This is a genomic window from Bradyrhizobium sp. C9 (genome assembly GCF_002532045.1).
In the GTDB taxonomy this organism is placed as follows: domain Bacteria; phylum Pseudomonadota; class Alphaproteobacteria; order Rhizobiales; family Xanthobacteraceae; genus Bradyrhizobium.
In genome coordinates, this window is sequence record NZ_NWTG01000001.1 from 1,027,967 (window position 1) to 1,039,842 (window position 11,876).

The 11,876-nt window shown below is 64.3% G+C and carries 11 protein-coding genes; 7 read left to right on the plus strand and 4 right to left on the minus strand.

The features are described from left to right. Positions 1-12: 12 nt before the first annotated feature. Both CO675_RS04470 and CO675_RS04475 read right to left on the minus strand, forming a co-directional pair. Positions 13-912 (minus strand): MBL fold metallo-hydrolase, encoded by a 900-nt coding sequence (locus CO675_RS04470; RefSeq protein ID WP_097670751.1) that lies wholly within the window; start codon positions 910-912, stop codon positions 13-15. A 7-nt stretch (positions 913-919) separates the two neighbouring features. Continuing rightward, positions 920-2,131 (minus strand): ABC transporter substrate-binding protein, encoded by a 1,212-nt coding sequence (locus CO675_RS04475; RefSeq protein ID WP_097670752.1) that lies wholly within the window; start codon positions 2,129-2,131, stop codon positions 920-922. Between the two features lie 161 nt (positions 2,132-2,292). On the opposite strand from CO675_RS04475, the gene CO675_RS04480 reads away from it, so the two are divergent. From CO675_RS04480 to CO675_RS04490, 3 genes are read left to right on the plus strand one after another with little or no spacing between them, the layout of a single operon-like run. Continuing rightward, positions 2,293-2,994, plus strand: coding sequence for a TetR/AcrR family transcriptional regulator (locus CO675_RS04480; RefSeq protein ID WP_097670929.1), 702 nt, complete (start codon positions 2,293-2,295; stop codon positions 2,992-2,994). Further along, the gene (locus CO675_RS04485; RefSeq protein WP_097670753.1) at positions 2,972-3,529 is read left to right on the plus strand and encodes a carboxymuconolactone decarboxylase family protein; all 558 of its coding nucleotides are present in this window, start codon (positions 2,972-2,974) and stop codon (positions 3,527-3,529) included. The genes CO675_RS04480 and CO675_RS04485 overlap by 23 nt, the downstream gene beginning before the upstream one ends. Positions 3,530-3,533: 4 nt before the next feature. Continuing rightward, positions 3,534-4,397, plus strand: coding sequence for an SDR family NAD(P)-dependent oxidoreductase (locus CO675_RS04490; RefSeq protein WP_245452625.1), 864 nt, complete (start codon positions 3,534-3,536; stop codon positions 4,395-4,397). Between the two features lie 10 nt (positions 4,398-4,407). Here CO675_RS04490 and CO675_RS04495 read toward each other — a convergent pair whose 3' ends face one another. Next, on the minus strand, positions 4,408-5,091 hold the full coding sequence (locus CO675_RS04495) for a TetR/AcrR family transcriptional regulator (RefSeq protein WP_097670755.1): 684 nt from the start codon (positions 5,089-5,091) through the stop codon (positions 4,408-4,410). A gap of 64 nt (positions 5,092-5,155) precedes the next feature. Between CO675_RS04495 and CO675_RS04500 the strand changes: the two genes are divergently transcribed. Together CO675_RS04500 and CO675_RS04505 are read left to right on the plus strand one after the other, a co-directional pair. Next, positions 5,156-7,312: an alpha/beta hydrolase fold domain-containing protein gene (locus CO675_RS04500; RefSeq protein WP_097670756.1), complete on the plus strand. Its 2,157-nt coding sequence runs from the start codon at positions 5,156-5,158 to the stop codon at positions 7,310-7,312. Between the two features lie 59 nt (positions 7,313-7,371). Next, entirely contained in the window at positions 7,372-8,595 is a 1,224-nt protein-coding gene (locus tag CO675_RS04505) for an ABC transporter substrate-binding protein (protein WP_349644014.1), read from the plus strand. Positions 8,596-8,606: 11 nt separating this feature from the next. Here CO675_RS04505 and CO675_RS04510 read toward each other — a convergent pair whose 3' ends face one another. Next, positions 8,607-9,602, minus strand: a complete 996-nt coding sequence (locus CO675_RS04510) for a LysR family transcriptional regulator (RefSeq protein WP_097670758.1) — start codon at positions 9,600-9,602, stop codon at positions 8,607-8,609. A 91-nt stretch (positions 9,603-9,693) separates the two neighbouring features. Here CO675_RS04510 and CO675_RS04515 point away from each other — a divergent pair, with 91 nt between their 5' ends. After that, entirely contained in the window at positions 9,694-10,719 is a 1,026-nt protein-coding gene (locus CO675_RS04515; protein ID WP_245452627.1) for an ABC transporter permease, read from the plus strand. Between the two features lie 71 nt (positions 10,720-10,790). Then, complete coding sequence (locus CO675_RS04520) at positions 10,791-11,816, plus strand: sugar ABC transporter substrate-binding protein (protein ID WP_097670760.1); 1,026 nt, start codon at positions 10,791-10,793, stop codon at positions 11,814-11,816. The last annotated feature ends 60 nt before the right edge of the window (positions 11,817-11,876 follow it).

An 11,876-nucleotide genomic window follows, 5' to 3' on the forward strand; every position in this document is an offset into this window, starting at 1 on the left:
TTCTTGATCCGCTCAATCCTCGAACCTGAACCTGAACCTGAAGGCCTCGCCATGCCGGACCACGCGGCCCGCGGTCGGGGCAGGGAAGTGCCCAGTCAAGAGGTAGCTCGGCGTATCCGCCAATTGCTCCAGCAGCGTCACGCGGGTGGCGAGCGCTGCCGCGGGATCGACATCGGCGGCATTCGACAGCCACGGCTCCGCGCACTGGATCGGATGATGGATCACATCGCCCGACATCACGGCATGATCGCCGCCGCCGTCGAGATGGATCTGCATGTTGCCGGCGGTGTGGCCCGGCGCCGGCGCAAAGCGCAGGCCCGCGTCGCGGTCGTCGAACAGCAGGTGATCGGTCTCGACGAATTCGGCCTGACCGGCCGCGACAACGGGCAGCACCGAATCCTCGAACGAGCCGTGATTGACCGGCGTCGGCGGGGTCGCCCGGTGCGCGGCCTGCCAATGCCGGAACTCGGCGCGCCCCATCAGATAGCGCGCCTTCGGAAAGGTCGGTACCCAGCGCCCGTTGATCAGCCGCGTGTTCCAGCCGACGTGGTCGACGTGCAGATGCGTACACATCACGAAGTCGACCTGCTCAGGCCGTACGCCGAGCGCGGCCAGGTTTTCCAGATAGGGCTGGTTGAGATTATTCCAGGCCGGCACGCGCGGTCGCGGCTTGTGATTGCCGCAGCAGGTGTCGACGACCGCGGTCCAGCGCGGCGTCCGCACCAGATAGGAGTGGTGGCTCAGGATGAAGCGACCGGTCTCCGGCTCGATATAGCGGTGATCGAGCCAGCTTCGGTTCGCGGCGATTACCTCGTCGGTGACATTGGCGAACAGCCATGTCTTGTCGAAGGCGAGCGATGGGATCTCGACCAGCCGATCGATCCGCATGCTGCCGATCGTGATCTGGTGCATACGGTGCTCAGTTCTTAATGAGGTCGCCGAACGGCACCCAGCGCGTGCCGTCGTAGCGGATCAGTTGCAGGCTGGTCATCGGCGTATACCGCTCCGGCGAATTGCTGACTGCCGTGCCGTTGATCAGCATCGGCAGATGCAGATCCCTGATGCCGGTCGCCTGCTTCATCACATTGGCGCGGGTAAGGTCGTTGCCGGCGGCTTTCAGCACCGCCGCCAGCGTCTGCGCGATGGTGTAGCCGTAGACATTGAGCCAGTCGCTCTTGTTGGCGTCGGGCAGATATTTGTCCATGAAGGCGAGCCATTCCTTGTAGCCGGCGTCGTCCTTCAGCGCCGGGTCGGTGGAGTCCTTCAGGTACTGGCTCGAGATCACGCCGGCGGAATTGTCCTTTCCGGCGGGTTCGAGCACGCCGCTGATCGAGGCCGAGACGTTGGAGATGATGGTGGTGGGCTTCCACCCGATCTCGCCGATCTTGCGGATCGCCTGCGCTGCAAATTTCGGCGTCGCCGCGACCAGCACGACGTCGGCGCCGCTGCTCTTGAGCAGCAGGATCTGCGTATCGACGGTGGGGGCGGTGGTCTCGTAAGCCGCGCGCGCCACGATCGCCTCGGTGCTGCCGAGGCCTTCCTCCAGCGCCTTCAGATAGTCCTTGCCGAGGTCGTCATTCTGATAGAGCACACCGACCTTGGCGTTCGGGTGGCTCGCCTTGATGTATTTGGCGTAGGCGATTGCCTCGTCGCGATAGGTCGGCTGCCAGCCGACGGTCCACGGAAAGTTCTTCGGATCGTCCCACTTCGCCGCGCCCGAGCCGAGGAAGAGCTGCGGCACCTTCCTGTCGTTGAGATATTTGTGCACGGCGCTGTTGGTCGGCGTACCGACGCCGCCGAAGATCAACAGCACCTCGTCGCTTTCGACCAGGCGACGCGTCTGCTCCACCGTTTTCGGCGGGCTATAGGCGTCGTCGGCGATCATCATCTGGATCCGCCGGCCGTTGATGCCGCCCTCGTCATTCACCTTGCGGAAATAGGCCTCCGCCGATTTCGCGATCTGCGCAAAGGCCGAGACGGGGCCGGACAGCGGCGCGGTGGTACCGATCTTGATCGTCTTGTCGTCGGCGCCTGGATCGTATTTCGGGCTCTCGGCCTGTGCGGCGCCGGCGGCGATCAGCGGCAGCAGCAAAAACGCCGCGCGCAAATGAGAGCGGTCGAGGCGCGCCATGACGGAATCTCCCCAGATTGCTCTCCGCCTCTTCGGAGCGGAGTTGAAACGCGAATACTTCGCCCGCCGCCTGCGCGGCGTACGGGCCGTGACTGCCGCCGTACAGGCGAACGATCGTTCGTACGTTGACTAACGAACGATCGTTCGCTAGTCAAGGCGCCATGGCGGCTTCCACATCCAGCGCGGCCGAGGCGGTCGTGACCTCCACCCGCGAGCGCATCCTCAGCGAGGCGCTCAGCCTGTTCGCGCAAAGCGGCTATGGCGGCGCGTCGATGCGCGAGCTTGCGCGTCGCGTCGGCATCCGCGAGAGCAGCCTCTACAATCATTTTCCGGGCAAGGCCGCGATCCTCGAGGCGATCGTCAGCGAGCACGGTCCGGCGAGTTCGGCCGACCGGCTCGAGGCGCCGCGCTACCGGCAGCTCGCGCGGCAGCCGGCGGCGTTCTGCCGCCAGTTCGCGCTCGACCTCGTTGAACAATGGTCGGATCCGCGCGAGCATCAGTTCCAGAAGGTCATCACCGCCGAGCGCAACCGTGTGCCCGGTATCCGCGCCAAGTTCGCCGACCATTTCTATGCGCGCGAACAAAATCTGATGACGGACTATTTCCGCGGCTTCGCGCTCGCCGGACTGATCTCGACCACGGACCCGCGCGAGGCGGCGCGGCTGTTCGCGGCGGGCCTGATCTATGTCAGGCTCGAACATTATGTGATGGGCGCGCAGGCCTCGCCACGACCGAAGGTGATCGAGGCGATCGACCGCTATCTCGCGTTTTTCCTGTCGCTGATTGCGGCAAAGGACGCAGGCACATCGGACAAGAAGCAACGAAAAAAGGGAGAGACGCGTGGCAAGGCTGCCTTTGATTGATCCGGACACCGCGAGCGGCGACATCCGCGCCGCGTTCGACCGCATGCCGGTCAAGCTCAACATCTTCCGCATGATGGCCCATGCCGAGGCCAATGCGATGCCACTGATGCGGCTGGGCAATTCGATCCTGCACAAGCAGAAGCTGTCGGCGGTCCACCGCGAGCTGCTGATCCTGCAGGCCGCGCAACTCGAGGGCGGCGCCTATGAGTGGCGCCAGCATGTGCCGATCGCGCTCGGCGTCGGCGTCACCCAGGCGCAGATCGATGCCGTTGAGCGCGCCAATTACACCGATGCCGCGCTCAATGCGGCCGAGCGGGCGCTGCTCGGCTTCGGCCGCGAGGTGGTCGAGAAGGTCCGCGTCGGCGAGGCGGCTTTCGCCGGCATGCGCAAGCATTTCAGCGATCAGGAGGTCGTCGAGGCGATCGTCACGCTCGGCTTCTACATGATGATGGCACGGCTGACGGAGGCGACCGAGACCGATCTTGATCCGGCCGCCGGCATGGCCGTGTATGAGGGCGGCAAGAAGCGGGGTTGATGGGATGTCGGAGACTTCGCAAGGGAGCTCGCAAGACTCCAAGCCGGAGCGCTATGTCCGCCCGCTGAGTGCGGAATCGTCGGGTACCGCGCCGGGCAGGGGGCGGCTCACTGGCCGCCGCATCCTGGTGGTCGGTGGCGGCCAGCGCGTGTTCGATGCCGCGACCGACCCGGTCGGCAACGGCCGCGCGATGAGCCTGCTGTTCGCGCGCGAGGGCGCCCATGTCGCGGTCGCCGACCTCAACCGCGCCTCTGCCGAGGACACGGTCGCGCGCATCGCGGCCGACGGCGGCCGAGCCTTCGCGATCGCTGCCGACGTCACCAAGGAGGCCGACGTCATCAGGATGATCGCCGAGGCGCACCTCACGATGGGCGGGCTCGACGGCATGGTGCTGAACATCGGTACCTTCGGCAAGACCGGGCTCGACAATGTCAGCGCCGAGCAATGGAACAGGATCTACGATGTCAACGTCCGCGGTCCGATGCTGTGCTGCCGCGCCGCCTTGCCGAAGTTCGCTGATGGCGGTTCGATCGTCTTCATCTCTTCGATCGCGGCGCTGAAGGCGGGATCGCAGATGGCGGTTTATGATTCCTCCAAGGCCGCACTCGGTGGCCTGATGCGCAACATCGCGCATACCGGCGCGCGGCGCGGCATCCGCGCCAACCTGGTCTATCCCGGGCTGGTCGACACCCCGAACGGCCGCGAGGCCGGTGCGGGCCGGCCGTCGCGCGGCAAGGGCCACGTGCCGTTCGGCCGCCAGGCGACGGCGTGGGAGATCGCCTATGCGGTGCTGTTCTTCATGTCGGATGAAAGCGTCTACGTCACCGCGCAGACGCTCGCGGTGGATAGCGGCTTGAGCGGAATGTGAGTGAAGCGCCTTAACCTGCCGGCAGCTTCGACGAGGTGATCTGCGAGAGCGGGCAGGTGAGCGTAGCCTCGAGCGTATCGAGGATATTCTCGATCGTGAACGGTTGCCCCCAAAGACGGCTGCTCTTGGTGTTGCGCGACTCGACGGCGGCTTCGTGCGCCGACAGGATCGCGTTGGCGTAGATTGCGAAAATTGAAAGGCGCTGTTCCACGATCGGCGCGGGCAGACGAAGCATCGTCTTCAGGTAGTTGAAGCACGCGACATAGCTCGCATTCCAACGGCCGTTGAGCGCGTCACGCAGCGCCTTCGGATCCGAGGCCTGCAGGTTCGTGGTGAAGCGGATATATCCGCGCCAACGTTCGTCGTCGCCGAGTTCGATGACGGGCATGACCAGCACCAGCAGCACCTCCCGGATGCTCTTGGGGCCCCCGCGCGCCTCGATCTCGTCCAGCATCTCGCGTCGACGCCCGTCGAGCACGGTGGCGCCGTCGACCACCATCTGGCGGATCAATTCCTCCTTGGAGCCGAAATGGTAGTGCAGGGCTGCGTTGTTGCGCTGCCCTCCGGCATCCACGATCTGCTGCACGGTGACCGCGTCGACGCCGTACCGGGCAAACAGCAATTGTGCCGCGACCTTGATCTGGTTCCGCGTTTCTTCCGAACTTGCGCGCGTGGTTCTTCGCCTGCTTGACATGCGAACTGATCCTGACCTAATTTAAGCTAAATCACTTAATTTGACCATAGGGCGGAGACAAACCATGCGGGTGCTCATTGCGGGTGGCGGTATCGGCGGATTGACTACTGCGATTGCGCTGCGTCATCAAGGCGTTGACGCGCTTGTGCTGGAGCAGGCCAAAGGGCTGAGCGAGATCGGGGCCGGCATCCAGATCGCTGCCAACGCAGCGATCGTGCTACGCGAGCTTGGGCTCGAGACCGCGATCCGCAGCGTCGGCGTGAAGCCGCAGTCTTATGACTATCGCGACCTGCGCTCCGGCAAGATGATGTACCAGGCTCCGCTGGGCGACGAGGCCGCCAGGCGCTACGGGGCGCCGATGTACAACATCCATCGCGCGGATTTGGTGCAGATTCTGTCCGATGCGGTGCCGGCGGAGTCCAAGCGGCTCGGCGCCCGCTGCGTGGCGGTGTCACAGGACGCGGGCGGCGTCGAGGCGAAGCTTGCTAATGGCGAGACCGTGCGCGGCGACGTGCTGGTCGGCTGCGACGGCATCCATTCGGTGGTACGCCAGCATTTGCGGGGACAGGAGCAGAAACACTTTGCCAACATCCTGATGTGGCGTTCGCTGATTCCAGCAGAGCGTCTCGAAGGGCTCGATCTGGAGGAGCGCGGCAATTACTGGTTCGGCCCCGGCCGGACTTTGATCACCTATTGGGTGCGGCCGAAAAATCTCTACAGCATCCTCGCCTCGGTACCCGCGCAAGAGGTGACGCGCGAATCCTGGGACGAGAGCGGCGACACTTCCGAGATGCTGCGCTCCTTCGAGGACGCCGAGCCGCGCGCACGCAAGATGCTCGAGCAGTGCCGGAGCGCCTTCATCACCGGCATGTATTATCGCGATCCGATCGACAGCTGGAGCTCCGGCCGTATCACTCTGCTTGGCGATGCAGCCCATCCGATGGTGCCGTTTCTAGCAGCGGGCGCCGGCCAGAGCATCGAGGACGCCTGGACGCTTGCGCGCGTGCTGTCGCGTCGGCAGGACGATGTGCCGGGCGCGCTGAAGGAATACGAGCAGCGGCGGCTGCCGCGCACCACGCGCATCCAGGCCGGCGCGCGCGCCGTGGTCAAGCTGATGCATGAGACCGAGGCCAACCGCATACGGGATCGCAACGGCCGATGGAAGGGCATGGCGCGCATCGATCCGCTCGCCGAGACCAGTTGGGGTCTCGCGTGGGATTATGATGTCGTGAAAGCCACGGAGGAAGCGCCCGGCGAGGTGCTCAATGTCACGGGCTTGCGGGAAGGCAAGCGCTTGCGCCGTCCCGAGGGACAGCGCGCCTTCGATCTCTGGAAATTCGCCTTTCGGCCCGAAGATGTGGCGCGCGGACATGACGGATTGCGCGAGGCCTACGACCGCTTCCTCACCACGAACTTCCCGCTGCCCACGGACACCACCGCGGTGGAGGACGAACTGGGCGACGTCAAGGCCTGGCGCGTCGCGGCGCCGAATGCGCCACGCGGCAATGTCGTGCTGCATTTCCACGGCGGGGGTTATTTGATCGGTTCTGCCAAGGGCTCGCTGGAATACGCAAGCCGCCTTGCCGCGGCGGTAGATGGTGTCTGTTACACGGTGGACTACCGACTCGCGCCAGAGCATCCGTATCCCGCCGCGATCGACGATGCGGTGGCGGCCTATCGCGGATTGCTGGCGCGTGGCGTCATTGCAAGCTCGATTTTGGTCTCCGGCGAATCCGCGGGCGGCGGCATGGCCGTTGCGCTCGTCCTGGCGCTCCGGAACGCGGGCGATCCGTTGCCGGCGGCGATCCTCTCGGTGGCGCCATTCGCCGACCTGACCCTGTCAGGCCCGACGATTCGTGCTTTCAACGGCGACGATCCCGCCGCCAACCGCGACCTGCTCACCTTTATGGGTGCGTCGTATTTCCAGGGACACGAGCCAACCGACCCGCTGGTGTCGCCGCTGTTCGGCGATCTGACTGGGCTGCCGCCGCTGTTCGTCACCGCAAGCCATGGCGAGGTGCTGCTCAGCGATGCCACGCGGCTGGCCGAGCGCGCCGAGAAGGCCGGCGTCGATGTGACGTTGCGGATCGTCGAGGATTCGGTCCACGTCTATCCGATCTTCCCGTTCCTCCCGGAAACGCAGACGACGATGCAGGAGGTCGCCGTCTGGGCCCGGCGCAATCTGCGTCGCAATGACATGAAGCCGACGGCCGCCGAATAGTTCGCGTCGCCACACACAAGAAAGGCGCGCCGAAGCCGCGTCAAAACGGGGAGGTTGTCATGAGGATTCGGAATCTAATTGGAAGGTTGGTTGCCGCAATGCTGGCCGCGGGATCCACGGGTGCGTTGGCGGAGACGACGGGGATTTCCGACGACACCGTCAAGATCGGCGTTCTCACCGACATGGGCGGCGTGTTTTCCGACCTTGCCGGTGCGGGTGCAGTTGCGGCCGCGCAGATGGCGATCGACGATTTCGTCGAGCAGGAGAAGCCGCCGTTCAAGGTGGAGCTGATCTCCGCGGATCACCAGAACAAGCCGGATGTCGCCACCGGCATTGCGCGGCAATGGTACGATACTGGCGGCGTCGACCTGATCACCGATGTCATCAATTCCGGTGTCGCGCTGGCGGTGTCGAGCGTCGCGGAAACCAAAAAACGGATGCTGATCGTCACCGGCTCCGGCTCAATGCGGCTCACCAATGAGCAGTGCTCGCCCAACACGATCAGCTATACCTGGGACACTTATTCGTTCACCAACGGTCAGGCCCGGTTGGTGAAGTCGCTGGGCCTGGGGACCTGGTATTTCGTCGCCGTCGACTACGCACTGGGTAAATCCTTGGTGGCGGAAGCTTCGGAAGCCATTGCGCGCTCCGGCGGCACGGTGCTCGGCACGGTCTATCACCCGATCAGCACCACCGACCTGTCGTCCTTCCTGCTGCAGGCACAAGCCTCGAAGGCCAAGGTGATCGGGTTCGCCAACGCCGGCGCCGATCTCCTGAACTCCATCACGGCTGCGAGGGATTTCAACATCACGCCGGGTCAGACCATCGTGCCGTTGGTCGGTACGATCACCGAGGTCAACGCGCTCGGCGCGGCGGCAACGCAGGGTATGCTTCTGGTCGAACCGTTCTACTGGGACCTCGACGACCGCTCGAGGCAATGGAGCCGGCGCTTCTTTGCCAAGGTCGGGAAGATGCCAAACTTCGTGCAGGCCGGTGCCTATTCCGCCGTGACCAATTACCTGAAGGCCGTGCAGGCGGCTAAGACCGACGACGCGGCGGCTGTGATGCAGCGACTCAAGTCGATGCCGATCGACGATATGTTCGCGCGCAATGGCAGGATCCGCGCGGACGGCCGCATGATCCACGACATGTATCTCGTCCAGGTGAAGACGCCGGCCGACGTCAAGCAGAAATGGGACTATTATACGGTGAAGGAGACCATCCCAGCGGCTGAAGCCTTTCAGCCATTGTCCACGTCCAAGTGCCGGCTGGTGAATCAATAGGAATACCGCTGCTATTCGGCGGCGAGGCTGGTCGGGACTGGGATGCCCACCTTGGGGCGCGTCCTGGCCGTACGGCGGTTCTTCTTGCTGAAGCGACTGCCGGCGAGCAGCGCCGCAGCGGCGCGCAGCTGCTCACGCAGCCATTGGTTGGTGGTGTCGCCCTCGGCGGTGGCGTGCCAATAGAGATAATTGACGTGCGGGCTGATCGGGAACGGGCAGGGGAAGCACTGCAACAGACCGGGATCCTCCAGCACGGAGGCGGCGCTCTCAGATGCCGTGAGCAGCATGTTGCTGCGGCTCACGACATGGCAGGCGGTCGCGAAGTTCTGGCAAGTCAGGCGCACGGTGCGCGTCAGGCCGAGCCGCTGGAACTGGAAGTCTTCGAACGACAGGCCGCTGCGCCGCGACGTCACGCAGACGTGTTCCAGGCGCAGGTACGCCTTCTTGTCGAGCCGCGCGCCGAGCTCGGGATGGCCGCGCCGGGCGAAAACCGCGATATGCTCGGTCAGGATCTGCTCGCGCCGCACCTCGGTCGAGAGCGGCAGCAGCGTATCGATCGCGACGTCCAGCGTGCCGGCGGCAAGCTCGCGCTCCAGATTGTTGCGCTCGCTGCGGACGGTCGCGATCTCGACCAGCGGCGCGACGGTGCTGATCCGGTTGATCAGCGCGCTCAGCATCGGCGCTTCCAGATTGTTGCGCAGGCCGATCACGAACCGCTTCGGCGTCTTGGCTGGATCGAACCGATTGGTGTGGGTCAGCGTCGTCTCCAGGCCATTGAGCGCCTGGCGTACCGTGGTGATGATCTGACGCGCCAGCGGGGTCGGCGTCATCACGTGATGGCGGCGCACGAACAGCGGATCGTTGAACATTGCGCGCAGCCGGCTCAGCGCATGGCTCACTGCGGGCTGGGTCAGATTGAGGCGGAAGCAGGCGCGGCTGACGCCGCCCTCGGTGTAAATCGCGTCGAACACGACGAACAGGTTCAGATCGATATCGCGTACATGCATGGAAATAATCAATCCGTATCCGTCGAATGCATTTGACGAATATGAGTTGGCACTCTTAAAGTCTCAAGCAAAATAATACCTGGAGGAAACGATGAGCGTGCAGTCGCCATCGCGCGGCGTTGCTGTCCCTGCGGCATCATCTCGCTCGGGCTCAATGTTCGCAAAGCCGAGCCAGGAGCAGATCGTGCTCCTGATCACGATCGCGCTTCTTGTCGTGTTTGGCCTGACCCTGAACGGCTTCGCCACCGTCTCCAATCTGCTGAATCTGCTGCGCAGTATTTCCATCCTCGGCGTGCTCGGCCTCGGCATGGGGCTGATCGTGATCAGCCGCGGCATCGACCTCTCCGAGGTCGCGATCATGGCGGGTTCCTGGGCGATCGCGCTGATCTACATGCAGAACGGCATGCCCGTTTTCACGGCAGTGCTGCTGGCGCTGGCCATTGCGGTGCTGATCGGCGTCGTCAACGGCGTCATGGTCGCCTTCGTCGAGGCGCCGGCGCTGTTCGTGACGCTGGCTGCCGGCTTCGTGATCTATGGCCTCGCGTTCTGGATCGCGCCGGCCTGGGTGGTCTACGCGCCGAAGGATGCGCCAGGCCTGATGTATCTCGGCGCCGGACGGCTGTTCGGCATCCCGGTTCCGATCCTGGTGTTCGCGGTCTGCGCAATCGCCATGCACCTGTTCCTGTCACGGACCTCGATCGGCCGCTTCATCTATTCGCAGGGCGACAATCCGGAGGCCGCGCGGCTGACCGGCATTCCGCTGCGTCCGCTGATTGTGCTGGAGCACGTGTTGGTTGCGCTGCTCGCCTGGATTGCTGGCCTGGTCTGGGTCGGTACCACCGGCAGCATGCAGATGGCGATCACCCAGGGCACCATGATCTTCGACGTCGTGCTGGTCGTCGTGATCGGCGGCATCAGCCTGATCGGCGGCCGCGGCAGCGTGTTCAGCGTGGTGGTCGGCTGCGTCCTGATCGGCACGCTGCTCAACGCCTTCACCATCATGGACGTCAACAGCGAGGTGCAGAACATCATCAAGGGCGTGGTGCTGCTGGCCGCGATCGTGCTCGACAACTGGCTGCATCCCCGCGACGAGGAGACCGCGCGGCAAGGAGACTGAAACAAGGCGACGCGCCGCGCCAATCAAAAAACAAATCCAATCAATCAAAAGAATTTTGTGTGGAGGAGACGATGAAGACGACCAAGTTCTGGACGATCCTGCTCGCCGGGGTGACGCTCGCCGCGATGCCGTTCGCGGCATCGGCGCAGGAGGAAGGTACCAAGGCCGGGCGCGAGCTGCGCGCCGCCTACGACAAGTCGCTGCAGGGCAAGACCGTCGCCTACCTGCCGATCGCGCTCGGCGTGCCGCTGTCCGACGAATGGGGCCGTGTGGTGCAGGAAGAGGCCGAGTGGCGCGGCATGAAGTACATCGTGCGCGACCCCAACAACAACCCGTCGGCCATGCAGCAGGCGCTGACTGCGCTGGTCGACCAGAAGCCCGACGTCCTGATCGTGCAGAATCCGAGCGTGACGCTGCTGATGAAGGATCTGAAGCGCGCCGAGGCCCAGGGCACCCATGTGATCCAGGTCAATATGGCCTCGAACTACAAGTCCGGCGCCTTTGTCGGCGTCGACTGGCGCGAGATCGGCAGGATGCTCGCGAACGAAGCCGTCAAAGCCTGCGGCACCGGCTCCGGCAAATCGGGCAAGGTGCAGATCGTGCAGGGCGAATTGACCGCAGCCGCCAGCGTCGATCAGGTCGGCGCCATCATGGATGTCCTGAACAAGGATCCCAACATCAAGGTGGTGTCGAACCAGGCCGCGAACTGGGATGCCAACACCGCGCTCAACATCACCGCCACCGTGATCCAGCAACATCCCGATCTCTGCGCGTCGATCGGCTTCTGGGGCATCATGGAATCGGGCGCCGCGCAGGCGATCCGCAATGCCGGCAAGATCGACGATGTGAAGGTGTTCGCCTCGGGCGAGGGCTCGCAGCTCGATTGCGACCAGGTCACGTCAGGCAATTTCAGCAAGTTCCTCAGCTACAAGGCGACCGAGCAGGGGCACGACCTGATGTTCGCAGCCGAGACGCTGCTGATGTCCGGCGACAAGCCCGGCACGAAGAACCTGTCCTATTACACGCGGCCGATCTGGATTGATAAGTCGAACGCCTCGCTCGGCGGCACCTGCTTCGCGCTACCCAAGAAAAACTAACAAGGCGCGAGACAGCCGGCGCGGGGGGCATTCCCCGCGCCGGCTGTATCACGGGTCAGA